The sequence below is a fragment of the Moraxella caprae DSM 19149 genome (genome assembly GCF_000426885.1).
Classification (GTDB): domain Bacteria; phylum Pseudomonadota; class Gammaproteobacteria; order Pseudomonadales; family Moraxellaceae; genus Moraxella; species Moraxella caprae.
Window position 1 is genome coordinate 1 of record NZ_AUGF01000025.1, and the last position, 25,417, is coordinate 25,417.

Here is a 25,417-nt window from a genome sequence, read left to right on the forward strand (position 1 = left end):
CGATGGTAGTGTGGTTCGCCCATGTGAGAGTAGGTCATCGTCAGCACCTTATTTAGCCCCCTCTGTCATTGATAGAGGGGGTTTTGGTTTTTAAAATCGTTGAATTTGTGTATAATAGCTGACTTAACTTTACTTATATTTATGTGAGTAACTTGCTTGTGCGTAGGGTGATATTAATGGGTGGGCAAAAGGCGTTCACGTTGATTGAGTTGATGGTGGTCGTGGTTGTGATTGGTGTGATTGGTATGATTGCTTATCCTAGTGTGATGCGGGTTTTGCGGGGGATGGAAGCAAATAATGTTACATCTGTCGTTACTGATGCATTAAAAGAAGCCCGCAGTCAAAGCCATATTACTAAGCAAAACATTGTTATGTGTCCTGCCGATGAGTCAAATCGTTGCCATAAGCAGTCGGGAGTAAAAATTATCGTGTTTAGGGATTTAGATGGTAATGCCCGTCTTGATGATGGTGAGTTGATTAAAGAGTATGGGCTTAATTTAAAACATGGCAGAATTGACATGAGAGTGTCAGCATCTAGGCATTATATTAAGTACTTTGGGGTCAGTGCTAGTCCACGTGGTCATTTTGGACATATTAAGTATTGTTCGGTGTCTGATGAGTTGTCCTATAGGATTGTCTTAACGCATACAGGGGTTGTTAGAAAGCATGTTGATGATGTGGGGTGTTAGGTTTGTCAAAGATGGCTTGGCAATCTTGGCGGTACATTCGGATTGCCCACACTCATCACCGCCGTGCCATAGGCAAGCACTTCCACGCCACCACCGTCTATCGCTGATGTCTCAATGCGTACGCCATAGATTTGGTTATAGCCGTATTCATGCGCCTGCTGTTTCATACGCACAATCGCTTCACGCCTGCCACGCTCCAAAAGACTCTCATACACGGTCAAATTTTTGCCAAACAAACTCAAAAAATCAGCAAACACAAGCTTAAATCTATCTTGGGCGATAGACACGCTTCCCATCACAAGCGTGCCGTCCGTCTGCACCATTGGCAGAAAAAAGCGTTCGTTTGAGATGATGATATGCCCAAGCAAATGCTCGTCATCATCAAGGCTTTCCAAGTGCTTACGCTCATTCATCGTACCAAAATACCACCCCACAAAAAACAAAATAATGGCGATGACGATTTGCAGATTATCAAAAATCAGCTTGATAATGTTCATATCAATTACTCAAACGAAGTCGGATTAAACGCAGGGGGCTGTTGTGTGTTTTCAAACGGGGCATTTCGCACCGCTTTTACCGCCGTGCCATAAACAAAAATCTCAGACGCACCCACCGCCACATTGGACGTAGAAAAACGCACGCCCACCACAGCATCCGCCCCCATTGCACGGGCTTTGTCTATCATACGCTCCAACGCTTCTTGGCGGGCTTCTTCTAACAGCTCGGTATAGGCGACAAGCTCCCCGCCCACGATGTTTTTTAGCCCCGCCAAAAAATCCTTACCAACGTGCTTGGTGCGGACAGTACTGCCATAGACCACGTCTAGGCGTTCGGTGATGGTGTAATTGGGTAGGTGCTCTAGGTTGGATAGTTGCATGGGGTTTTCCTTATTTAATTCAAAAGCAAAGTATAACAAAATCAAACCAATATGACAATTTTTCTTGAAAATTTGGCAAATTTAGGCTAAAATAGCGTTTTTTATTTCCCATATAACTCCCACTTAAGTTGGCTAATAAACGACGGTGTGGTGTATCATGTCAAAGTTGGTTGATGATGATATGGCCGCAATCGGCAAGCGTTGCTTGAAAATGCCTTTTTATTAGTGCTTAGGTTTATTGGACTTTTATCATGCGTAAAGACATTCATCCAGAATACCGTGAGGTATTATTCCACGACACCAATGCGGACGTTTATTTTCTAACTCGCTCTACTGTGGCAACCAAGACCACTCGTGAGTACGAAGGTGCCCAGTATCCATACTTCCCACTTGATATTTCAAGTGCATCTCACCCATTCTATACTGGTGAACAACGTCAAGCGTCTAACGAAGGTCGTGTGGCAAGCTTTAACAAGCGTTTCGGTGCATTTGCCAACCGTGGCAAAAAATGATAGATTTTACAAATCCATCTATGTCGTTAAAATACCCCAAATCTCTGGTTTGGGGTATTTTCTAAATGAAAATCGCGTTAAAAAGATAGGCGTGTCCTAATTTTTTTAAATAAACCTTTGATATGAGCTGGAGCACACAGCACTAGCACAATATGTCTGTTATCAACCTTGCAAATAATCAGGGGTTGATGTGGTAAATGGCTTAAATCAAGAAAAAAATTTGTTATGAACAGCAAGAATGCCAAGAAAAAGCCATTGGTAATATTATGGGTATTTTTGATGATTTTCACAAAAGTGGCGATATATCCAGCACGTTATCTACGCATTGCGCCATCGACAACTATCAGGTTTTTATTAATGATGATGAGATATCGATGTCGTGATGAGAGCTGACACAGGCAAATTTTTACCTTTATTGAGGCATTAAGGCGATTTTTGAGCCAAGCCAAGCATTTTGGCGACAAGAAGTCCATCATCTTAACCCCTACCACGCCCATTCGTGAAGGTAGAAAAATCAATCTTGAAGACACCAAAGATTACTTTAAAGGTCTTTACAATGATGCTCATGGCAAGGAAATTGCGTCTGTGTCTATGAAATTGGCAATATTTCTGTCATTAATGATTTCATCAAATCTGAAAATTTGTCCGCTCTGGCCATGACACTCAGCTTGTTTGACAAAGGTGGTAATGTTTTCAATCGCCCCTTGGAGAGGAATTCACACGCCTGATTTGTTTTTTTGGGTAATAGTCTAAAAAGTATGCCAAACTGTAAAATCGCAAAAATTCCTGCATAAAATAACATAAATATCTGCATAAAGAAAACCCAATTATGCAGATATTTTTATCACAGTATGCAGATATTAATCTAACAAACTTACACCCCAAACTCCCCTCGCTCCCCCTGCGGAGCTTGCCCTGTGATTTCATGAGTCTGTCGGTCATAATAGACCATATCGCCCACCTCTGCTTGTCCGCTTAGCACCACAAACACCCCACCGAGTGTCTGCCCGACCACCACGCCTTGCCCCTTTTGGCCTGTGATTTGTGCCACGCCTTTGGGTGTGGCAAAGAGTCTATTAAATGTTTGATATAAATTCATGTTTTTTGCCTTTGAATTATTGACTTTTTAGAGCATTAATGTATAATATAATTGGGTGTTAATGTCCAATATACCTATCAAGCCCCACCACCTGCCACACGCTTGGCACACCGTCCTCTACTTTGACTTGTACGTCCACGCTGACCACGACCGCCTTATATCCGCCCTCATCGTTGATTTGCCAGATATCGCCTAGCGTGGCAAGGGGCAAGCCGTATTTATCTGACCAGCGTGTCGTTACCGTCATGTCCATGTGCGTACCAGAGTCTGAGAGTATTTGTACACCTTTGGCGATGGTAGCGATTTGGTCGGTAAACAGCTCATTGGACTGTGTGGAGGCTTCATTGGTGCGTGCCGATTGTTTGCGATAGACGTTATCCAAGCGTGCGGTGCTGGTCAGCCAAACGTTGTCATAAGCAGGGCTTACCCGTTGTTGCTCGCTGATTTGGCGAATGGGGTCAAGACCCAAGATAAGATTAGGCTCTGCAGTGGCAAGCTTCCAAGCAGGGACTTTATGACGAGGCTTGATGATAAGCTGTGGCTCGCTGACATGGCTTGATACAAACGCCCCGCACGCATGAGCGACATCGGAGAGTATTACAATCGGTGTCTTATCGGTGCTATATACCCCTGCACTGATGAGCCAATCAGGGGCTTGATATTCTGCCGTCATGCCTGTATTTGCCAATGCTTGCTGACAGAGCTGACTGGCAAATAAGGCTTGATTTAATCCGCCTTGTTTATTTGTCGTGTAGTCTGCTGACAGGCGAGCGGTAACACTTCGCCCTGATAGGGTGTAGCTATGATTGACAAACGAGCGGTTTTTGCTTATCTCCTCACCCATGATGACAAAGCGGTGATTGTTAATGACCACGCTAATCATCGGCTCATTACCACGGCTACCCAGTTTATCCTTGATTTTGGCAAAGTCTTTGGTGGGTATCTCAATGCGTCCTTGCCAACAAAAGCTGTCCATGTCTGTTTTGATACTAAACGACAAAGGATTGGCATTGACACCACCGATGGTGGCGGTGATGGTATTATGCACGATATAAGCTCCTAAATTTGGGGTGGTGGTCGGTGGTAAGTCATGCCAACAGAGGAGAGGCAGAGGCAAGGAACCCGCAGGGTGCTCTCCTCGTTTGCGTCTTAAAGCCAGTGGCAGTCGGTCAGATGGCGGCCTGATACTACAATACGACACAGGTTTATCAGGCTCTGGCTCTGGTATCGGATAATAGCGACAAGGCACAGGCACGCTATGGGTGATGGTGTGCGTGCTAGGGTGGGCAATTAGTGCACTATCCGCTTGGTGTATGTTATCGCCAAATAGCCCCTGCGTGTCTGATAATCTGCCATGTGTACAGCCCTGCAAATAGCTCTTAGCCCCATATTCAGCCACATGACAACTAAATAACCTCACATCATCGCCCACGCTAATGTGATGAGCGTGGTGAAGTGCCATGAGAGCTTGCCATGTGTGCCGATAGACACTGCCAATCAGATAAGGTGTACCCATAGCACTATCTGCCCCACTAGCAACAGGGATAAAATGGCGAGTGAACATATCACGCCCATAAGTCATTGTTAGCGTATCACCATACACCACACCATACGCCCGTGCCACCTCATCACTTGCTATACTCACTTGTCTGCCCATATTCACGCCCTGTGGGTCAGATATTAGGCTATCAAACTCCGCCATGACAGGGTTTTGTCTTTTTGGGGTTGGGTCAGTGGACTTGGGTACTGGGTCAATCGGTGTTGGCAAGACCACATCCAGCGTGCCTAACTTGCGATTAAGTGATAATGGCAAGCGGTCGGACGGTGGCTTATCACTTATCCGCCGTGTCAGTGGCAAGGGCAATTTATCACGGGTTAGGTCTGCCATGACTGCCACAGTTCCATTTGCTCGGCTTGGGTTTTGTCGCTCATGGGGGTTACATAATCCCAAGTGGCAGGTTCGTAACGCTCCACCCCATCGGATGGGGGCAGGTCTCGTGCCATGATGAGATACTGCTGATTTGGGTCAAGATTGTTAATCAGATAATGCCCATTGTCCAAGCTGTAAAAGCGTGAATGTACACTCAAATCCATATTAAACACCACCATTTCACGGCGGGCAGGGACACCGCCAATGGTTACAATGCCGTCAGCATCACCTGCAACATAACCAAGATTAGGTAGCATAAGCTCAACATCCGCAATGCTGTGTACTTCTGTAATTGCGTTCATTAGTACTCCCAATAATCAAGATAAATCATCGCTCCAAAAGCATAAGCATCGATAGCCCAGTCAGACGTGCTATTAGGTAAAAATACCGATAATACAGGTCTGCCTTGATATTCTGTTATCACTGTACGCCTTTCAAGGTTTGAGGTCATTGCGTTTTTAATCAGTAAGGCTGGCTGATGAGACAATACAGACCCATCTGACCTATAATAGACATCAGAGACCATTGTAATAAAAAATGTTTCTTGCTTGTTGTATTGCCAAGATAATGACGCACCATTTGACAAAAAATTGGCACCAGTGTGCTTGCCAAGTCTAAAATCGAGTCCAATTGGCGAAGAAGTGCTACTGCTACTTATATAACCCAAACTAAGCATAGCCATGTTTTGGTTATTGTCGTTAATCGCTGATTTGGTCAGCCCCATATAGTTTACTTTGCTCATACCATTGACAGTAACAATAAAATACAGCCCAAGCTCACACACGAGCATGACCCAGCCTCTTGTCTTGAACCGTCTAATTTCATAAGTGTTAAGTTGTCCTGCATTCCAATTTGCACGCACTTTTTGTGTACCATTGTAGCAAAATGGATAACAGTAGTCATTCACTTCTTCCACCCCGATTTTACTCATCATGATGTTTGGGGAGATAAACTCAGCAGATACATCTGTTTCATTCTCAATCGTATAGCCAGCACCTTGTTTATTGCCATAGCCAGTTACTAGGCAAGCCTTAAAGATAGATTTGATGTCGCCCAGTTGCCCCAGTAGCTGTGGGGCAACTGGGTCGGTAGATTGGTAGAGTCTGGGGATTAGGGTAATGGGATTTAAATAGCTCATAAATTATCCTTTAAAGATTGATTAATTAACATTTAAAATACAATTAAAACCGCTTTAAATTTCGGTCGTATCGCCAAACAACACCTGCGTATAGCCGTCTGACCCCTTAGGGTTGTCCGCTGACGGCTGCACGGCACAGATGACCCACACAGGCATGAGCGTCCCCCATGTGTTAAACCGTACCACCTCTTGCACGCTCCATGGGGTGTCAGTGCCAAAAGCCTCACGAGGTATGGTAAAGTAGGGCTTTTTGGTGGACGGATTGATTGGGGCTAAGTCTTGTAAGGTGTCGGTTTTTAGCACAAAGCCGAGTGTTTGCCCATACAACTCAAATTGTGATGAGCTGGTAAACTTGATGAGCCATTTCTCATCAATCGCCCCATCATCGGTGAGGATAATGGGATAGTCTTTGACATTTAAGCGGTTTAATGGCTCATCTCCAATGCGGGTGTCTTGCCAGACGTTCGTCCAGTTTCGCTGAGTAAACGGCACGCTCGCTCGCACTTGTAGATTGCCACCAATCAGCACGCTGGCGACATATGTGTCTTCCAATGGATAATCTCGCTTGGTTGGAAATATCAAGGTGAGCGTACCGTCAATATCTACACTGTGTATGCGGTTTTTCTCCTCCCACGTGCAAGTAGCAAATAAGGGCAGGGCATAATCGGACAAATCGAGCGGACTTGTCCATGTGATACTGCCCGCCTCCAAATCATAATCCCACAGTTCGGCATTGACCGCCTTGCCTGTACTGTCGGTAATACACAGGCGGTCTAAGTCGGTGCGGTCAAGGGCTATGGTTTGACCTGCCTTGTGAGCTGAGCCGAGTGCTTGTTTTAGGCTGTTGGTAATGAGTATGGTATCGCCACGGCGAAAGATAGGCACACGTCCGTCTTGGGGTAGCCTGACGGTGTCAATGCGTATGGTCGTGCTGTCCACAGGCAAATAAGAATAAGCCACGGTGCTGTATATGATAGATGAGCTAAACACATGGGTAGGCTTAAAGATTTGTCCGTCCACCACAGCGTCCGCATTGTACCAGTCCTCACTCTCATTACCCTGTGCCTGCACCCATTTGCCAAATTTGACCGATGCCAGCCCATATTCGACATCAACCAGTCCAGAGATATACTCGCCCTCAAACTCACCCTTTGCGTTTGCGGTGGCAGAGATTTTTTTGCCATCTAGGGTAGTTGCCGAGATGGTCAGCGATGACGGACGGATTGGGGCGGACGGCGTGATAAAGCTGATAGAATCAGTACGATTTGCATTGACGCTCGTGGTCAAAGACTGTACCGACACCGTCCCAATGGGGTCAGACAGTATCAGCTCGCCTGTACTATAATCAATGCTCCCCACTTTGTCCGCTTGCCCTGTGGCGGTCTTAAGATTAATATAAATAGAGCCGTCTTTATCAAAGTAGCTCTTACCGTTCATGGTAAATCGCACCGAGTTGGGTGTAATCAGCTCTCCTGCTCCTACATCAAATTTAATGTACGTTTGCACGGCAAGGCTATGCGACACCGCCGATGTGGGGTGATTGTCATAATAGCTTGCTGTGATACTACCGCCTGTCGCTAGGTTCGCCCCTGCGGGGGTATAACTAAACCCTGTGAAACTGGTGCGATAGACGTCTTGGTAGGTTTTGGTTGCATAATTAATATTGGCACCCACCCAGCTTGTGTCTGTTTGTGAGTACACTTTTTCGCCAATTTTGTCTTTTTGATAGTTGGCTTTGGGGATGGAGACCGTGGTGTCAGGGTTAAACACTGCTTTGCCATTTTTGACCGTGCCGACGGTTTTGCCGTGGCTGTCTATCAGATTGCCCTTGCCGTCATCGGTCAGCGTGATAAAGACCGTCCCCGCCCCATAAGTGCCGTGCGAGCCATCGCCTGACTGGGTAACGTTACGCCCTTTACGCCCACTGGTGCTAATCACCGCCCCTAGGGCAATCTCATCATAGCCCTCCACGGTGACAGGATAAGTCAGTTGCAACGTCCCTGCGACAAAATCGCCAATGTCAATACTGACATTACCCCGCAAGTCTCGGGCGGGGGTTGGGTGATTTTGGCTCACTTTATCGCCTGTGTTATAGCCGACAGTGACACCCTTGATGGCTTTGTCAAGCAACAACACGCCATCACGATACTGCCCTGTGACATCGCCACTGATGACCCCTTGGGCATTAACCCGAGCAGTACCGCCACGCCATGACAAGGTGATGGACGATGGGTCGGGCGTGGTGGGCAGTCTGATGACACTTTTAACGCTCGGCACAAGGTCGGCTCGCTTGATAAATGTCGCAGATGACCCCCAATAGATGACGATTGCCGAGCCGATGTCGGGCAGTTCGCTACACGTGATAGAGAGTGTGCCTGTTTGGGGATTTAGATTAATCGAGCCGTGCGTTTGTGAGCCTTGGGTGAGCCTGTACCACTTGCCCTGTGAGCGGTATTGCACGCTTACCGTGCTAGGACTTGGCAGATTGACGATGTAGTTATAAGACTGGGTGTTTTCGCTCACGATGATTTTGGCGGTGTCCGAGACGACATCGGCAACACTGGCTGGGGTAAATGTTACTTTGTTGACATAAGTACTGTTAAAGGTTGCCAATCCACTGGCATAATCCACCGCCCCCACCGCTTGCCCGTTTTGAGTAAGCGTGCCGTCTGTGTCGGTGATGTTACCGCTACCTGCACTGATAATCAGCGAGTTTGGCAAGATAGCCGAGCCTACATATAAGCTGTTTTGGGTGCTGTTAATGGTCAGTGTGATAGCCTCCTTTGCCCCATCAAAGAGTGCAACTGTCAATCCACTGGCGGTCAAATCGGCAAGCAAAGTCTCGCTTTGGGTCGTTGGCACCAGTTTCTCCATGAGTGATGGCACTTGTACGCTCATCATGCCCGCTTTGATGGCTTTGGCAAGGGGCTTGACACCATAGTATTGCCCTGCGTCCGCCACATGAGTTTCACGGATTTTACAAGGGGCATCGGTATGACCTTGCACAGGATATTCCACGCCCACAAAGCTGTGTTCTAAGGGCTGGCTTATCTCCATTTTAATGACGGTTTTGTTAAACGATTTTTCGCCCGCATAAAAGGTGCGTTCCTCGCTCGACACGCTGATGACTTTGATGTACTGCTCGGCAGTCTCATAGCCCCTTTTGTCTTGTCTTAAGCAATAGACATCACCCACTAGGGGCAATGGCTCACCCATCGACTGATATGCTTGCACGATACGGCTGTTTTTTGATTGGGTGGATAATAGGGTCATGCGAGATTCTATCGTGGCAACGCTGTACGCTTCGATAGATTTGATAATCTCACTTCGCACTTCGCCAAATTTGTTTGCCCGTGTGAGCAGATAAGACACGCTGGGGTCTTTGGGTGGCTTAGTAATGGCGGTGTATGCCCCAAGTAGCGGTTCATCGTCCGCCCTTTGTACGCCTGCATAGACTAGGCGAGTCATCATACTGCCGTTGATGCGTTGGATGGACGAGATGGGGTTAAAGAGTTCATTATCCGCCCCTGTCAAGGGCGTACCTAGTGCCAACCCACCGCCGTCATCGTTGTCGGTTAAGCGTTCTGACGGATAGATTTTTAGGTCGGATTTGTTGAGTTTGGTGCGTTTTGTCATGTTATCGTCTTTTAAATTGGATTTAATGGATGATTAAAGGGCATTTATTCTGTGGTTAAAAAATGCAGGTTTAGCGTGCATTTATCGTCATCTTCTTCATCTTCGGGCTTATATTGCTTGATAAAATTGATGTTGGTAATATTTGGTCTGGCAAAGATGACTTTATATTCTTTGCCTTTAGGGTGGGTTAGGGTCATCGTAAGCTCTGGTATGTCCGCCCATGCTTGCAAAGTCGCCAAATCCGCCCGTGTGGTGCGAGTATCATCGCCGTTAAGCGTGATGGGTCTGCCCGCCTTTTTTGTGCCTTGTTGTATGTCTATCGCTCCTGTCAAAGTATAAACAGGGTCAGACTGAGCAAGGGCTTGCCAGTCAAATTCATCTACCCAAATAAATTGGGCGTGCAGGTTTAGGGTGTTGGTTTTATTGGTGAGTTGCCACATATATTATCCTTTTTTGTCATTATGCCAAAGACTATCCCAGAGCATTAGGGGAACGAGTTCAGGGGACTGGCAGGGGATTAGTAGGCTTGGCGTTTGGATGCGTCCATGAGTTCTTTGGCAAATTCTTGCTTTGCCTCATGTTTGGCTTGCTCTCTGACAGCTTCGAGCCGTGCGTTCCAACCGTTTGCCACATCTTGGGCGGTAAGATTGCCAGTACTGTTGCTACTACTCTCTTGCCATGCTTTAATGCTTTGCTCGCTCGCTTTGGCAGTTGCTTGGCGGTTTTGCTCATCGTTGATTTGTCTTTGTAGGGATAGAGCCTTTTGATAATGGGCGATTTCTTGGGTATTACCTCGTACCACCGCTTCTGCCATTTTGGCTTGTAGGTCGGCAAGTTTTTGAGCCTGTTTAATACGCTGGCTGTCCGCCTCACGACCTTGTAGGCTGGCAAGCTCGGCATCTAAGTCTTGCATTGTATTTTTAGCACTGTTTGCCATATCATCAAGCTGTTTTTTGGCTTGCTCGATCTGATTTTTTAGGGCAGATAATTTGGTCTTATCAAGTCTAATCAGATTGCCAATACTAAATGCGGTGGCACTAGTCAAGGTTTCTTGGGCTTTTTGCAAGTCTGCCATTGTCATGCTTTGCCCTGATAGACTGTTGGTTGCGCTTGTCACCGCACTATCCATGTCAGTCATTGATTTGACTGTTTTTTTAGTGAGTTTATCAAGCTCACCAAAATACTCACCCAACTGACGCAGACTACGCTTAGTCTTACCTGCTTCTTTGGCTAGCTTGTCAAAAATCTGATTAATCTGCTCGCTTGTCGCTCCCATGCTGACCATCGCATTCATCTGCGATTTGATGCCCATCGCAATTCTTGCCAAGCCTTGTGCAAAGCCTTTGCTGCTGTTTTGGGTGGCAGTACCTGCATTTTGGCTCGCTTTTGCCATGTCATCAGCACTTTTGGCGGCGTCTTTTTGTGCTTTATCAAGCTCTTTTGTGCTGCGAGTCGATTGAGTTAGGGCTTTGTCGTTATTAGTCAGAGTCTCTGACTGCTCTTTTAGCTTGTTGTTTAGCTCTTGGACACCCTCCGCTCCGCCTGTCGCCCCTGCGTGTAGCTGTCTCATTTGTTCGGCAGAGACAGACGCTGTTAGCCCTGCTTTTTGTAGCTCGGTTTGTATTGCCCGAAAATCTTCTTTGGTCTTGGCGGATGCTAGGGCAGTATCTAGGGCTTGGGTGAGTGCGACTTTTAGCTCGTCTGCTCCTTTGGCGGTGTCTTTGATGACGGACAGACCGATTTTTAAATTATCCGTCATGTCTTTGCCTGATTTGCTCATGCCTGCATTGATGGCGGACATGGACACGCCCAAAGCGTCTAAGGCACGGGCTTGTTCATCGGTGGCTTTTTTAGCGTTTTGTTGGGCGGTGGCGGTGTCTTTGACGGATTGGGCGAGTTCTTTGTTGCCGTTTACTGCTTCAAGCAGTCGCCCGTTTAACTCGGTTTGGGCTTTGGCATTGTCGCCAACCTGAGCCTTAACAGCGTTATAAGCCATTGCCATTTTATTGACATCATCGCCTGCCAAACTCATGACCGTACTAAACCCTTGCAAGGCGGATTTGGTTTTGCCGTCAATGCCCGTGGCAAATTCGTCCATGTCAAGACCTAGGGCGTCAAATGCCCCACTGGCTTTTTCAAGGTCACTTTTAATCGCCTCGCCCAAGCCCTGATTTTGGGCTTCATCGGTCAAGTTTTTGATGGTCGTCTTGGTCGCTTCGATTTGAGTTTGTAAGTCTTTATAATCCTGCGTGTTCTTTTGCCCTGCCATGCCCATATTGGCAAGCTGTATTTCAAGCTGTTCTAGCTCTGCTTTGGCAATGGCAAGACTGTTGATAAGTTCGGTGTTGGCTTGGGACTGGGCAAGAGCAGTGTCTGTGGCATTGTCTTGGCTTTGGGCAAGGTTGTCGGTAGCAGTTTTTGCATTCGCTGTCTCATCTGCCAAACGTTTGGCACTCTCAGCAGACGTTTCAAAATTCTGGCGGACATCATCAAAGGTGCGGTCGGTAAAGATGGCATCTGCATAAGCAAGCAATCGCCCCATCTCATCACCAATGGCTCGGACGGCACTACTATTCTCATAAGCCCAATCGCCAATGCTTTTGCCTACCGTCCAAGCAGTTAATGCCCCCATAATGCTATTTAAGCTGGTCATTTGTTTGGCAAGGCTTGCTGTCTGCACACCTGCATTGCCAAGCTCAGTGTTCATCTTGTCAGCACTAACAGCGGTCGCATCGATGGCACTTTTAGCACCCAAAAAGCCTGTTGTTATCTGCAAAGCAGACTTACCACCCAAACTACCCGTCAGAGCAATCACGCTATTTAACGCCTTGACAGCCACCACCGCTCCGCCCATGAGCGTGACAAGCTGAGTGATGGTCGGGTATTCGTGGGCGATATCGGCAAGCGTACCTGCCATGTCGCCCACCGCTTCGGCTGTGGCACTGATGATGGGCAGTAGGTGCTGACCGATGTTAATCGCCAGTGCCATGAGTTCGGCTTTGGCTTGGGTCACCTTTTTGGCGGCAGTGTCCATTTGAGCTTGAAATTCTTTTTGCATCGCCCCTGCCGTGGCGGTCTTATCTGTGGCAAGCCCCAAGGCTTGATTATAAGTGCCAAGCGAGCCGACCAGTAGGTTAATGTCATCGGCATACTCTGCCCCAAAGAGCTTGGCAGACACCATAGAGCGTTGACGGTCATCAAGCTGTCCTAGCTTTTCTAAAAAGCCTGATAGGGCCTGTTGGGGGTTTTTGGCGATGTTATCTGCCATCTCATCGGCACTGGTGCCTATCATCTGTAAGCCATCAGCAAACCCCGCCCCTTGGTTTTGGGCGGTTTGTAGTTTGGTCAGCAAGGCATTGATGGCGGTGCTTGCTACTTCTGGCGGTTTGCCTAGGGCAATCATGGCGGCGGTCAGTCCTGCCACTTCTTCTTTGACAAGCCCAAACTGACGAGCTGTACCGCCCACTCTGAGCATGGCATCGACTATCTCTCGCTCTTTGGCTGCCATGTTATTGCCCAACGTGTTGATGACATCGCCAAGCTCGCCCACCTGTTCGATGGGCATGTTAAAGACGTTGGCAAGTTTGGCGGCGGCATTACCTGCCTCATCAGCACTCATGCTAAATGCCACTGACATCTGACCTGCCATGGTCGTAAACTCGCCCAATTTGTTAATCGGCACGCCAAGCTGACCGCCCATCGTGGCTATCTGTGCCACTTCGGTGGCAGTCATGCCAAGCTCCACCGACAAATCTTTGATTTCTTTGGAGAGCCTAGACATCTGCTCGGGCGTGCCGTCCACGACTTTCTTGACCCCTGCCATGGCGGTCTCAAATTCCATGGCGGCTTTGGCGACCACTGCCATACCACCTGCACTGCCTGCGATTTTACTAAGCTCGCCTGCCATCTCACTTGCCGTGAGTGTGGTTTTGCCCAGCTGTTCTTCTAGCTCTTTGACTTTTTTGGTGTGTAATTCATTGGCACGGGCAAGCTCACTGCCTGTTAGCTTGCCTGAGAGCTTAAGGCGTTCGTAGGCTTTATTGACTTCTTCTAACTGTTTTTTGGCTTTATTATCTTCATCAATGCCTAGAGAGATTTTGGCATCGCTGATGCTTTTTAAGCGTTTAAACTCATCGCCCAATGCTTTGACTTTTTTGGTTTGCTCATCGGCGGATAAGGCATTCCACGACTTTTGTAGCTCATCGGTGGCTTTGTCCAAACTGTCTGTTTCCGTGCCTGTCGCCTTTATCTCATCAGATAGGCGTTTTAACTCGTTAATGCCTTTCACGCCTGCGTGTATGGTTAAGGCAGTGTCCAAACTTTTCATAAAAAATCCCCTTAAATTTAATTAAGGGGATTTTAAAGGGGATTTACGGTTGGGGTAAGATGACGGGGTTCAGGGTCTTTTAAAAAATTAACAACTGTATTAAAAGTGTTTTACACAGCTAATGCCTTAGATACACTAGTCAAAGTCCACAGCTTCAGTATAAACACACCAACCTTTTGCAAGTGGGTTGTCTGTCGTTATGGGTTTGGCTATTAATAAAAACAAGTTAATCCAATGCAGATAATAATTTGGTGCACTCATGATATGTCCGTCCAAGTCAAAAAAAATTTTCTCATGATAACATAACAATACCCCATAATAAAAGCATTTTAATTTACAATTAAAATGCTTTTTAAATTTTAGTTTGGTGTTTGGTTTATGTGTCCAAATTCTCATTGCAAAGACAAGAGCTTAGCTCGTCCAAGGGTGCTTCTAGCAATGCCACAAATTCTGCCCACAATAGCAAGTCTTATTTTTGTATTTTTTTGCAAATAAATACTTGTTTTTAAAGATAATTTTTAAAAGAAATAACAAAGCAATGATAAAATAAACAACCGATTAAAACTTCGCCAAAATATTATCTTCATACCCAAGCCCTTTATTGACCGTTACTTTTACCACAATCCGCTCAAATCCCCCAATCCGCTCCCATGTGTGCGGTTCGTATTGCTCGACATAACTCATATAATCCAAAAGCTCGCTCCGTGTCGAACTAAAAAAGATGTAGGGTGGCTTGACATAGTGCATGAGTGTCAAAAACTTTGTCATGCCAAAATACCCACCACGCTCATGTAGGTTATAAGCACTTTGAGTGGTACAAACATACGGCGGGTCAAGCAGTAATAAGCAGTTGGGCGTGGCTTGGTGTTTTGTGAGCAATTGTTCAAAGCTCTCGCAAGTGATGACAAGTCCGTCAAGATAGCCATCTGCCAGCTCATAATCCGTCTTGGTAATGCGATTATAAAGTGTGCTTTCTGCCATAAATTCATCAAGGTCGGCGACTTGGCGACCGCTAAATAGTAGCCAACCTGCAATGGTCTGCACATCAATGAATTTGCCTTGACTTTGAAAGTCTTTGACGATGTCCAGTACCTGCTGTTTGACGGTAGAGCTAAGTTTGAGGCTTCTTGGCTCATGCTTTAAAATGTCAGACAGGGCTTGGCGTAGGGCGTTGGTGGTGGGAATGTGTTTAAGGCGGTTGGTGTAGTCATCAAAGTCGTTGTAAATGACGGTTGTTTTTGGCAGTAGGCGTTTGGCGTTATGAGCAAGTAGCCCAGAGCCACCGAATACGTCAATGACCGTCCAGCCTTCGCCATCGTTGGGAATGTTGTTAAGCAGTAACTTTTCAAAGCGACCGATGAACTGGCGTTTTTGCCCCACAAATGGTAGGGGTGCAGTCTTAAAGCGTTTTGATTGAGATAAAAGATTGAGTGTCATAGATACCTTCTTGCCCAACAGGGCATGACGCTCGCAGGCGTTCTAATCAGGCGTTCTATGACACTCAAAAGAGAAAATGGGTTAATTGTTACTGTGTTGCCACGCTTTTTGGTGATTGGGCGACACAGCTAAAATGATTGATTTGTTTACAGCGATTGCATTTAATCGCAATGTTATCAAAACAATCTACTTGCAATAGTTTTTTATTGCAGTTTTGACAAAATAAAAATCGCATATCATCATCTCCATATATATGCACTTATTTTCATGATTTTTTGTGATAAAAATTCGTGCATAACCGTTTAGTTTATGCTAAAATCGCCACGCTCTGTACAGAGTGCTTGGGTCTTAGCCTGATGACAGCGTGCTTGTCGGATAGGGATATGGCGTAGCCTTAATACGCCATATCGCCCAAGTTTTTTATTTTATTAGTCTACAAACTCTGTAAACCGCATGGCGGGTTTACCCTCGTCTTTGACGATTGTGCCAGTCAGACCAGACTCCCACCAGCCGTCTTCAAACCAGTTGATGTCGCCATCAGCCGACAAAACAACGTGAGCCACTTCCAGCACGCCATCGTTGCCACTGATACGGTCTTTGCCGTCTAGGTAGAGTTCAAGCGGGATTGATTGCAAGGTATTGGCATCAATGGCAAAGCCTTTACGCCCCTTTGTTTTGCCTTCGTAGTGTAGGTTATCGCCGTCATTAATGCCTGTACTGTCAAGCAAACGCACCATACCCAAACGGGGGTTTAGCTCGTATTTGGCTTTTTCAATGTCTTGTTTGCTTTTGTTTTTCAGCTTAAAGTTTTCAGGGTCAATGTCGTTGTGATTTAGCTTAATCCAGCCTGTTTTAGACGCTTTGACAGCAGTTTCATTGATAACTTCTGGCACACCGCCAATGTCCACCGCTTCGCCCATCAGCACACGGGCTAGGGCGTGTTTATCGAAAGTATTAAATTTGAGGGAAATTTCAGTGGGTTGTGGCACGACTTCCACTTCAATGGCTTGTCCAAAGTCGTCCCGACCTGTGCTTTTAAGTTCGTCTTTTTCGGTTTCGCTTTTGGTTGTAAATTCGGTAACATTACCCATTTTTTCAAATACATCAGATGAGCCGTATTTACGAGCGTACAAATCACCCGAATATTTACGCCCCCGCAGGGATTGTGTTTGTTGTGTCATTGATTTATCCTTATAAATTAAAGAGTTGGGATATGTTGGCGACATTTGTTTCGCCAACATTGTCATTTAACCAGCATTTAATGCTTGGTGTAGCAAAAAGCCATACACTTGCCAGAGCTTTTCAAAGGCATTGTCGTAGGCAATGGCTTGACCTGTTTTTTCATCAAAATTATCAGCAGATGCACACACCGCTTCACCTGTAACCACAAAACCTGTTTTGGTGGTAATAGTGCAGTGCATTAGACGGTCGCCAATTTTGGTGTAGGTGGTTTTGCCCTCATCAATTTGGCTTTCCAAAAAGTCCTGTGATAGCTTTTTGTCATCAAGCTCTTTTTGGCTAAGTAGTCCTGAGTTGATACAGGCGATAGCAAGGGCGGATAGGAATTTGATCATGGTTACTCCTTTATCGATAAATTAGTTATGTCGGCAAAACCGATTTCGCCGACATCACGATTAGGTTAATTTAATGGTCTGCACAAGGTCAGGACGTAGCACCAGTGGCAGGGGGTTGGATTGGGCGTGTAGCTCCCAGCCTTTATCCATGCCCAGCTTTTCACGCATGGCGTAGTAAGCAAGGGCTTTGGTGTTTACCGTGGCGTTCATGTCCGCAGGAGCGTAGTATTCAAAGAATGCCCCTCGTGTCCCCAATGGCAGGATAATACCCTCATCATCGGCAAGTTTTAGCCCACTGTCAAACTCATCGGCATACACCACAAACTTAATGCCGTTATGGACAAATTCCACATCGGTATTGCCCTCACGATACAGCAGACCGTCTTGGTGGCGGGCGTAGTATTTCTCCACGCTTTGATGAGCGATGAGCGTATTCATAAACTCAGGCGACACCAAGCACAGATGACCTGTTACCGACTCGCCACGGCGTAGCTTGGCAATGTCTTGCTTGTAGCTGTTGATGAGCTTGGTAACTTGGGTGGTTGAATTAGACAGCTCCCAGTTAATCGTTTTGCGGGTCATGCCAAACTCTTTGTAAATGTCGGTGATGACTGTTTTACCGTCTGAGTCTAGGATTTTGCCCTTTAATGCCCCCAAGCGTGCGTGTTCAATGGTGTAATCAATGTCCGCTTTCATGGCAAGCATTTTGTCATTAACCAGATCGGCAACGGCAAGCGTCTGATTTTGTGAACCAAAAGAGCGGATATTTTGCACGTCATCGGCTCGCACCACGTCATCTTTGACTAGGTGCATCATGTTAAAGGTTTTTGGGGCGTGGCGTTTTGATTGTACAGGGTCGCCCACACTACCACGGGGTGTGTTGGCAACCAGCGTTAAGATGTTCTCTTTACGCTCCACCGACACATGGGTCGTGGTTTTAAAGTCTTTTTTAAAGATACCCAAATCCCCCAAAATGGACGGGGTGGCAGGTAGCTCGTTAATGGCTTCGGTCAAAGACTCCACGCCAAAAATACGGTTATCAGATAAAGGCATAAATACTCCTTAAAATGGGTTTAAATCAGGTTTAATCGGTCAAACGGACATCGGTCAAACGGACGCATCGGTGATTGGCTTACCGATGTATTTAATGCCGTATTCATCGCCTTGTTTGATAAAGGCATCCACAGACGTTGCCACCGCCTTAATGTCGGCTTCTTTAATGACGGCTAGGTTAATCACGCAGTTATGCGGTTGTACCAGTACAAGCCCACTGGCATTTGTGTTTGACAGTGCCACAAGGGGCTTTTTTCGGATTGGGTGCTGAACTAATTGACCGATTTTGATGTTGTCCGCCTTGATGTTCTCACGGCTATGGCGGTCGGCTTCGGATTTTAGAATGTCGCCTATGGTGATGAGCGTGGTAGGCTCAGGGGTAGGGACGGCTGGGACTGATTGGGTGTCGGACATGATAAACTCCTATTTGCGTGCTTTGGCGTTGGCAACCAATGGATTGGTTGGGGCTGGGTTGGCAGATTGTCCTGTGCCTGTGCCGTGTTGTTCGGACAGTAGGTACTCAGGCAAGCCCTGCTTGGGAGCAGACAGCGAGCCAATCATGGTTTTGGCTTTGTCTGTATCAAGCGACAACAGCACCTGCACGGTTGCGTTATCAATGCCTTGCCAGTCGCCTTTGTTGTCTTTGGTAAAGCCTTTTTGTGATAGCTGAGCTTCAATCTCGGCAGTTTTGGCTTGTTCGTCTGCTTTGGCTTTTTGTGCTTTTAGCTCATCTCTTTCTTTGGTCAGCTCTTGAACTTGCTCGGTCAGCTCTTGCACTTGGTTGGTAAGCTCAGTCATGCGTGCCAAAACCGCTTCATCAACAGTTCCGCTTTTTTGGGGTGGGTTTGGATTGCTCATTGCATTTTCCTTTTGGTTGTGGGTTTGGGATAAAATCATCGCCATGGTCTGATTGTCCACGCCTGTGGGCGTAAAAGACACTTCCGACACTCGGCATTTTCTTAAAATGGTAATCTCGCCCGTCAGCGTCTGCCCATTGACCACCGCCGTCTGTCCATGCGACAGCTTCTCTTCGTAGTCGGCGATGATGTGGACGGACATCTGGAATGGAAAGCCGTCATCAGACTCACGGGCTAAGGCTTGTCCATGCTCGTTATCTAGTAACTCACCTTTGATGATGAGCTGATTGTCAGCCACAGACAGCACGCCAAAGCCCACTCGCTTGTCTCGGTCGTGGAGCAATAAAGCAGGCACTTTGTCAGCAAAAGTGATGTCAGATAAATCAGCAATGGCACGCACGCCATGATACACAAAGGGCTTGCCACTGTTGGCAATGCCATTAAAGGTGCGTTTGACTGCCTTGTCCGTTTGGTTGGCAGGGGCAATCGTAGCAGGGGTGGTCTCGGTGAGTAGGTAGTGCATGGTCGCCTTATATGTCAATTTTTCGGCGATTATGACAGATGGCAGTAGGGGCGATAAGATGACGGGGTTCAGGGATTGTATTTAAACCGCCCTAAAAGAGCGTTTAAACCTGTTTAAATCAAGGGTTACAGCCGATTTTGGCGGAGTGAATGGAGCCCTATTTTGCCAAAAAATGGTGGTTTGGCGGTAGGTATAGACAGCCCAAAAAGACAGGCACGCCCCATAAGCGATTTTAAGGGGGTTTTTGGCGTGATAAAATTGACGTGGTGCAATGGGTGCAAAAATTTTATTCCAACAAATTTAAAGGGGTTACAGCAAAATTTAAACGCTATCTTTGGGGTAGGTTTTGGCGGTGGGGTCAAAAAATCATAAAAAATCCCCAATTTGGGGGTGGGTTCAAAAGTAGGGCTTTGGATTCACCCTTGTGCTATAATAAAAAACGCCCTATGTGTCAGATAGGGCGGTCATTGCAAAGAACAACGGAGAACTTATGTCAAATCATCCAGACACCAACGAAACCAACAAGCACATCGCCTTAGAGCTTACCAAACTCGTTATTAATAACCCACAATCACAAAACAATCTAAGACTCACCAAAGAGCTAAAAGATAATCCAAAAGATTGTATTGTTACGATATATCTTGATGTTTTGGGGGTGCTTAACGCTCATAAAGCCTAAAATCATCTTGGTTATCTAGCATTTTAAACAAACTTTCATTACTGGGTACATAGCCTGTCGTTAGGCAGTCGGCAATGATTTTGGCTTGTTTGAATGCTAGATACAGACTACCAATATCGCCATTATAAATGCTCAAAAAAATCTGCTTTATTAACTCTTTTTCTATATTCATCATCACACCTTTTTAAAACGTGGGTCGGCTTGCATTTTTTGCAAAATCTCTAGCATAAAGGGTTTTAGGTCTTGATTGTCAGATTTTTGGATAAGCCCATAAGCCTGCATAAAAATATCGCTAGGCAGGTCATTTAACGATTGACTTTCTGCAATATTCCACCACAACTGATAATCTACCCCCCACTCATTGTCGCCTTGTTTTGCCATACTGTTTGAGATAGGGTCAAGCAACAAGTCAAATAAAAACTTACCAGAGCGGTCATCTAAATCTATCGCAAGGTTTTCTGTCTTATCCGAGTGGTTATATTCGTTAATGTATAACATTGTCATGATGATTACTCCACAACAAACACAATCTGTTTTTGTTTTTCTTTGGGTAATGATAGCACATAAGCGATGATTTTTGTAGCAATTCTTGCATCTGCTTTGCGTAAATCCATTGGTACAATATCTGCCTTCAATAAATGTTCATCTATCGTGTCTTTAACCCTATCCCAAGCATCAGCATGGCGTTTTTTCTTGCTTTCAAAAATTTGGTAAGCCATTTCTTTTGCTTGCGTGTTGTCAAAGGCAAATAAAAAATCAATCGTTACCCAGTCTTTGGGTTCGCTGTCTTTGGCAATTACGGCATAGTCTGCGGATTTTGGCGTGCCTGTTTTTTCATTTGATAACATGACTTTGTGAATATTAGGGTCAAATCGCACGAGCTCTACATCAAACTTTTGTTGCCATTCATCTGCCACCATACCCTCAAAAGGTCGTGTACTGCCATTTAACTCTTGTTCAAGTCTTAATTTTTCAGACTCACGATAGACAATGCCACCAAAATCTGCTGTTTGTACAAATCCTGTCTGTGTTGCATAGCTTACCATAAATGATTTTAGGGCAGTTTGTGCATCAAGCCCAAACGCCAACCCATGCTTATCCTCTGCTAGCTTCAAAAGAGCCGTCAGCCTATCATGATTATGATTAAAGCTAAAATGCACACCCTTTGGCACACTCATCATCTCGCCTGTTAGGGGGTGTTTGACCTGCTCCATGTCAATGTCATAGACGATGCCTTTTTCGGCTTGCTCATTTAGGATTTTTTCGGCACGGGTTTTGGTAAGCTGTTTGACCCAGCATTTGCACCCAAAGCTATTGGGGGGCATGATACTTGCCCAAATGGGGTCGTCCACAGGGCGTACCATGTCATAAAACTGCTTATGTTCGTCTCGCTTGTTGGTGGACACGCTTGGCATATATTGCAGATAAGGCAATAGCTCCTTGGTACGCTGTATGCGTTCCCATTGTCCGCCTGCATAAGCGGTGGCTTTGTTGGTGTGGTAAATGGTACGCAGACGATGACCCAGATGTTTTTGATAATCTCTAAACGTCTCTTTGTCATCGTCCACGTTGTCATTTTTAAAAGTCGGAGCAAGCCAGCCTTTTGCCATAAGGTACGGTCTAAGCTGTTTTTTAAAATCGGAAAAACTGGTGCCGTTCTCTATCGCCTGCTTCATCGCCTTGTGGACTTCGGTTAGCATGTCCTTATCAGCGATACGAGCCACGGTAAAGGCTAAGGCGTGTTCATACGCTGTTAATTCTGCATGGTGCTGAGTAGTCAGTAGGACTTTACCACCAAAGCTGGCAGTGGCGTCTTTGTTTGGCAGTCGCTCATGGTTAATCTCTGGCATATCACACCCCCGTCTGCCCGTCTTGGTTGCTCTTGCCTGTCAAGCCGTCCACATAAGCTGTTAAGTTTTGTCTGGCAAGCTCATCTACAAAGTCATCATCAGTCAAATCAAGATTTTCAAGCCTTTTTTGGAACGTTGCAAAGTCGTCCACGTCTTTAACCAATGCCAGCAACTTTTCGCCCTTGTTATTGGCAATCTTAATCTGTCTATCACTCAATGGCTCATCGTCATGGTCGTGGCTTGTATCAGCGTGGGTATCGGACAGTAGCATGGATAACGGCATATTCTGTGGCTCGGTGGCAGGGCTAGGCTCTACAATTTTAAAATGATGCTCTTCAAAGCCCACCACGTCTTTGTAGTAGTCCGATGTTAAAACTATCGTCCCTGTGTCCAGATACAGCTTATCTCGCTCGGCTCGCATCTTATCCACCGCTTTCTCGTTTTTCCAGTCAAACCACACCTGCCCACCCGACACAAGGGGCGTGCCGTAGTAGGCATTGACCGCTATCATGGCAGTTAGGGCGTGATTTATCGCTTCTTTGGTCAGCTCTAAGTATGTGCCAATGCGGTCAATGCGGGTCTTGTCGTCTGTCTCTTGCGATGCACGGCTGCCGCTAGATAGCTCAGACGTTTTAACACGTCCTAATAGGAGCTTTTGGATGCGGCTGTTTGCCATGCGCTCTGCCATTTCAAATGCCGAACCGTCCGCACTTAGCTGATGAATGTTAATGTCATCATCTGCCCCAATACCAGTCGCCCCGCCATTGATAAACTCAAACAGCCTAGCGGTAAAGCTCTCAATCATGCTAAATCCGCCTTGCTTACCCACGACATAGGGCTGGGCGTAGCGTTTGATAAACTGCCCCAAAAACGCCCAATTTTTACCACGCAGTAGTACGGACGGATACGCCTTGATAATCATCATCTGTCCCATAGGACGGGCAGGACTGGCTCTGTGGGTTAGCACCAAGTTTTTGACGGCGGTATTTATTGGTTCATCACGCCCATGGTCATCAAACAGCACCGTGCCGTCTCTTTTAAATTTATAATGCCCAAGCTCGCCCTCACGGTTTAGCACCTTATCAATGACAATCCGCCCCTTGTCATCGTGTTTATAGACGTATTCGGCGATGGCATGTCCGTTCCATTTGGCAAGCATGGCAAGCTCGGCAAAGGTCTTGATGTGGGGTGTTACCCATTTGATAAGCTCGTTTTGGGTGTCCTCATCTAGTGTGTCGCCCCACAGCACAAAGGGCGTGGCTCTGATGGCACTCTCAATATCCTCACGGCAGGACTCTATCTCATCATCATTTAGGATAGTGTCTAATATCTGGATGCGTGATTTGCCCGTCTGTGCGATGAGCCTAGCCAAGCTCTCGTCTGTCGTCTCACTGGCAAAATCATCAAAGGCGGTGTTAATCGCCCTAAACAGTACCGTTTTATCAAAAGGCTTGGTCTCTTTTGGGGTGGTTTTGCTTTTGAGTTTATTTAGTAGTCCCAACATATCAGTCCCCCATGACAGCCACGGTGGTGGTAAAACGGAGTGGGAATAGGGCATAATTTTTAAAATACCGCACCGCCAAGGCTTGTTTTTGCACAAAAGGCGATAAGGTCAAGGCTCGTCCGTCCTGCTCAGGCTCGTAGCCTTGCAAGGCTTTGCAAATGGCGGTCAGGCTCGCCCCCACGCCATCCATGCGTGGGCGTGGGTTGTACTGCTGTTTGGCAAGTATCAGCGTAAAGCCCAGCTCCATGACCTGCTCACGCCCATTATTGTTGGAGTCGGTTGGACTCATGCCGTCAAAGATGACATAGACCGCCCCGTCTAGTGGGGCAACGGTTTGGCTGTCTATTTCGGCAAGCTCTTTAATCTCTTGGACTTTTTTAACCTGTGGTATCGTGCCAATACGGTCAAGCAAGGCAGGATAGCACACCAAAAAATCATCATGCCAAAGGGGGTGGTTTTTCATGGGATTGTCCTTATAAAATTGGGCGACTGTTTTGCTATAATGGGTGTTTTGTCTCATTTAAGGGTTTGACATGGATAATTTTGGTTGTTCTCGGCACTCTTTGCTGTGTTTGTGAGCAATTTGGACAAATTCGCCCCGCAGGTTTACATGCTATTAAAGACGGCACTGATGAGTAATGCAGTCGCACTCCTATTTGGCACAGTCGCTTTATACGGCGAAGTGAGCACTGCCAATCGTCTTCTGAGAGCTCTTGTGATGTCCTATACAGGTAATGCACAGGAAAAAAATGTCGCCTCATATCACGGTAAAATCGTCGTTCCATTAAGCCCCATTTACTCTTTTTGTGAAAAAGCCAGTTACGCTTTTTTGGTAATAGCGTTTGGGTGCTTAACAGTTCTTGTGTGGTTTTTATAGTCATGGTTAATCGTCCATTAAAATCTCATTGATTAGCTCATAAATCTCTTCTTTGTCGTCATCAGATAAGCCCAAAAAGGGTCGGGCGGTCATCTTATCTGTGCCGAATTGATGATATACGCCGTAAGTCTCAGGCGTGCCAACAGTTACGCTGTATTTATCAGCGTGATTGGTGATAGAACTAATCAAATCGCCACTTTTTACCAAAATGTTGTTGTTGCCTTTTTGGGTTTGTGTGGACGGCATTAGATTTGCCCATGATGTGCTGTCTGGGGCTTTTTTATCTAAAAATCGCTGACGAGTGCTACCCTCCAACAGACTACCGATAGCTTGCATGAGCGGGGTTAAATCGCCCAGTTTTTCGGTAAGTGTCTCTACGTTATCTTGGAGTAGGGGCAGGTCATTGCTAATATCAATGGTTATTTGGGTCATGACTACTCCCACATACTTGGCGGACGGTTTGGCATGACGGCGATACCGCTTTTTGTGCCGTGTGTGCCGTCATCATGAGTCGCTCCTGTGAGCATGGACGGATTTTTTTGTACAAGCAGTAGCCAGTCTATGGCTTGTCTATACCGCTTTTCTACGATGTCCGTTACGCCATTTTCATATAGATAGTAGCGAGCAATATCACAAGTCTTTAATACAAGCGACTTGGGCGGTGTGCCGACATACACACCATTAGCGATAAGCCCCGTTGGGTTAAGATAGCCCACGACTTCGGCAACAGCGTCAGAGATGGCGTGATTAACCACCGTTTCATCAATCACTTGATAATTAACTTTGTCTGTGAGCTGTGCTATCTCTTGCTCACTAAATCTGTCTATCAAATCTTGCAGTTTAATCATGATTTAT

The 25,417-nt window shown here is 46.3% G+C and carries 27 protein-coding genes; 4 read left to right on the plus strand and 23 right to left on the minus strand.

Translation table 11 applies throughout. From position 1 onward, the window contains the following. Positions 1 to 176: 176 nt before the first annotated feature. Positions 177 to 689, plus strand: coding sequence for a GspH/FimT family protein (locus K941_RS15200; RefSeq protein ID WP_051225956.1), 513 nt, complete (start codon positions 177 to 179; stop codon positions 687 to 689). 5 nt (positions 690 to 694) lie between these two features. On the opposite strand, the gene K941_RS0107915 is transcribed toward K941_RS15200, so the two are convergent. Both K941_RS0107915 and K941_RS0107920 read right to left on the minus strand, forming a co-directional pair. Beyond that, positions 695 to 1,186 (minus strand): YbjQ family protein, encoded by a 492-nt coding sequence (locus K941_RS0107915; RefSeq protein WP_029103196.1) that lies wholly within the window; start codon positions 1,184 to 1,186, stop codon positions 695 to 697. A gap of 5 nt (positions 1,187 to 1,191) precedes the next feature. Continuing rightward, on the minus strand, positions 1,192 to 1,566 hold the full coding sequence (locus tag K941_RS0107920; protein ID WP_029103197.1) for a YbjQ family protein: 375 nt from the start codon (positions 1,564 to 1,566) through the stop codon (positions 1,192 to 1,194). A 251-nt stretch (positions 1,567 to 1,817) separates the two neighbouring features. Between K941_RS0107920 and K941_RS0107925 the strand changes: the two genes are divergently transcribed. Together K941_RS0107925 and K941_RS0107935 are read left to right on the plus strand one after the other, a co-directional pair. Beyond that, complete coding sequence (locus tag K941_RS0107925) at positions 1,818 to 2,078, plus strand: type B 50S ribosomal protein L31 (protein ID WP_029103198.1); 261 nt, start codon at positions 1,818 to 1,820, stop codon at positions 2,076 to 2,078. A 435-nt stretch (positions 2,079 to 2,513) separates the two neighbouring features. Then, on the plus strand, positions 2,514 to 2,738 hold the full coding sequence (locus K941_RS0107935; protein ID WP_029103199.1) for a hypothetical protein: 225 nt from the start codon (positions 2,514 to 2,516) through the stop codon (positions 2,736 to 2,738). A 214-nt stretch (positions 2,739 to 2,952) separates the two neighbouring features. Here K941_RS0107935 and K941_RS0107940 read toward each other — a convergent pair whose 3' ends face one another. The 14 genes from K941_RS0107940 to K941_RS16420 all read right to left on the minus strand — a co-directional run bounded on the left by K941_RS0107940 (position 2,953) and on the right by K941_RS16420 (position 19,652). After that, on the minus strand, positions 2,953 to 3,177 hold the full coding sequence (locus tag K941_RS0107940) for a DUF2190 family protein (RefSeq protein ID WP_029103200.1): 225 nt from the start codon (positions 3,175 to 3,177) through the stop codon (positions 2,953 to 2,955). Positions 3,178 to 3,235: 58 nt separating this feature from the next. Then, positions 3,236 to 5,065, minus strand: a complete 1,830-nt coding sequence (locus K941_RS15205; protein WP_051225957.1) for a hypothetical protein — start codon at positions 5,063 to 5,065, stop codon at positions 3,236 to 3,238. Further along, a complete protein-coding gene (locus tag K941_RS0107950; protein WP_029103201.1) occupies positions 5,053 to 5,409 on the minus strand; it encodes a hypothetical protein in 357 nt (118 codons plus the stop codon). Before K941_RS0107950 ends, K941_RS15205 begins: the two co-directional genes overlap by 13 nt. Further along, a complete protein-coding gene (locus tag K941_RS0107955) occupies positions 5,409 to 6,245 on the minus strand; it encodes a hypothetical protein (RefSeq protein WP_029103202.1) in 837 nt (278 codons plus the stop codon). Before K941_RS0107955 ends, K941_RS0107950 begins: the two co-directional genes overlap by 1 nt. Before the next feature lie 54 nt (positions 6,246 to 6,299). After that, the gene (locus K941_RS0107960) at positions 6,300 to 9,881 is read right to left on the minus strand and encodes a hypothetical protein (RefSeq protein WP_029103203.1); all 3,582 of its coding nucleotides are present in this window, start codon (positions 9,879 to 9,881) and stop codon (positions 6,300 to 6,302) included. 44 nt (positions 9,882 to 9,925) lie between these two features. Beyond that, a complete protein-coding gene (locus K941_RS15210) occupies positions 9,926 to 10,321 on the minus strand; it encodes a hypothetical protein (protein ID WP_051225958.1) in 396 nt (131 codons plus the stop codon). A gap of 77 nt (positions 10,322 to 10,398) precedes the next feature. Next, positions 10,399 to 14,208, minus strand: coding sequence for a phage tail tape measure protein (locus K941_RS16415; RefSeq protein WP_051225959.1), 3,810 nt, complete (start codon positions 14,206 to 14,208; stop codon positions 10,399 to 10,401). Between the two features lie 558 nt (positions 14,209 to 14,766). Then, complete coding sequence (locus K941_RS0107980) at positions 14,767 to 15,645, minus strand: DNA adenine methylase (RefSeq protein ID WP_029103205.1); 879 nt, start codon at positions 15,643 to 15,645, stop codon at positions 14,767 to 14,769. Between the two features lie 88 nt (positions 15,646 to 15,733). Beyond that, positions 15,734 to 15,880: a Com family DNA-binding transcriptional regulator gene (locus tag K941_RS18110; protein ID WP_084137717.1), complete on the minus strand. Its 147-nt coding sequence runs from the start codon at positions 15,878 to 15,880 to the stop codon at positions 15,734 to 15,736. Positions 15,881 to 16,073: 193 nt separating this feature from the next. Further along, positions 16,074 to 16,826 carry a phage tail tube protein gene (locus tag K941_RS0107990; RefSeq protein WP_029103206.1) on the minus strand — a complete coding sequence of 251 codons (753 nt, stop codon included), beginning with the start codon at positions 16,824 to 16,826 and terminating at the stop codon, positions 16,074 to 16,076. 66 nt (positions 16,827 to 16,892) lie between these two features. Continuing rightward, positions 16,893 to 17,219 carry a Gp49 family protein gene (locus K941_RS0107995; protein ID WP_051225960.1) on the minus strand — a complete coding sequence of 109 codons (327 nt, stop codon included), beginning with the start codon at positions 17,217 to 17,219 and terminating at the stop codon, positions 16,893 to 16,895. Between the two features lie 60 nt (positions 17,220 to 17,279). Next, positions 17,280 to 18,272 (minus strand): major capsid protein, encoded by a 993-nt coding sequence (locus tag K941_RS0108000; RefSeq protein WP_029103208.1) that lies wholly within the window; start codon positions 18,270 to 18,272, stop codon positions 17,280 to 17,282. A gap of 54 nt (positions 18,273 to 18,326) precedes the next feature. Next, positions 18,327 to 18,686: a hypothetical protein gene (locus tag K941_RS0108005; RefSeq protein WP_051225961.1), complete on the minus strand. Its 360-nt coding sequence runs from the start codon at positions 18,684 to 18,686 to the stop codon at positions 18,327 to 18,329. A gap of 9 nt (positions 18,687 to 18,695) precedes the next feature. Then, a complete protein-coding gene (locus K941_RS16420) occupies positions 18,696 to 19,652 on the minus strand; it encodes a hypothetical protein (RefSeq protein ID WP_051225962.1) in 957 nt (318 codons plus the stop codon). A gap of 490 nt (positions 19,653 to 20,142) precedes the next feature. Here K941_RS16420 and K941_RS0108020 point away from each other — a divergent pair, with 490 nt between their 5' ends. Continuing rightward, entirely contained in the window at positions 20,143 to 20,331 is a 189-nt protein-coding gene (locus tag K941_RS0108020) for a hypothetical protein (RefSeq protein WP_029103211.1), read from the plus strand. Here K941_RS0108020 and K941_RS0108025 read toward each other — a convergent pair. The 7 genes from K941_RS0108025 to K941_RS0108060 all read right to left on the minus strand — a co-directional run bounded on the left by K941_RS0108025 (position 20,312) and on the right by K941_RS0108060 (position 25,410). Further along, complete coding sequence (locus tag K941_RS0108025) at positions 20,312 to 20,503, minus strand: hypothetical protein (protein WP_029103212.1); 192 nt, start codon at positions 20,501 to 20,503, stop codon at positions 20,312 to 20,314. The genes K941_RS0108020 and K941_RS0108025 overlap by 20 nt on opposite strands. 2 nt (positions 20,504 to 20,505) lie before the next feature. Further along, entirely contained in the window at positions 20,506 to 20,835 is a 330-nt protein-coding gene (locus tag K941_RS0108030; RefSeq protein ID WP_115341002.1) for a hypothetical protein, read from the minus strand. A 5-nt stretch (positions 20,836 to 20,840) separates the two neighbouring features. Further along, positions 20,841 to 22,181: a phage minor head protein gene (locus K941_RS16425; protein ID WP_051225963.1), complete on the minus strand. Its 1,341-nt coding sequence runs from the start codon at positions 22,179 to 22,181 to the stop codon at positions 20,841 to 20,843. A gap of 1 nt (position 22,182) precedes the next feature. Beyond that, the gene (locus tag K941_RS0108040; protein WP_029103214.1) at positions 22,183 to 23,685 is read right to left on the minus strand and encodes a phage portal protein family protein; all 1,503 of its coding nucleotides are present in this window, start codon (positions 23,683 to 23,685) and stop codon (positions 22,183 to 22,185) included. Between the two features lies 1 nt (position 23,686). Next, on the minus strand, positions 23,687 to 24,148 hold the full coding sequence (locus tag K941_RS0108045; protein ID WP_029103215.1) for a phage tail terminator protein: 462 nt from the start codon (positions 24,146 to 24,148) through the stop codon (positions 23,687 to 23,689). Positions 24,149 to 24,568: 420 nt separating this feature from the next. Then, complete coding sequence (locus K941_RS16430) at positions 24,569 to 24,994, minus strand: phage virion morphogenesis protein (RefSeq protein ID WP_051225964.1); 426 nt, start codon at positions 24,992 to 24,994, stop codon at positions 24,569 to 24,571. Between the two features lie 2 nt (positions 24,995 to 24,996). Beyond that, complete coding sequence (locus K941_RS0108060; protein WP_029103217.1) at positions 24,997 to 25,410, minus strand: DUF1320 domain-containing protein; 414 nt, start codon at positions 25,408 to 25,410, stop codon at positions 24,997 to 24,999. Positions 25,411 to 25,417 lie beyond the last annotated feature (7 nt).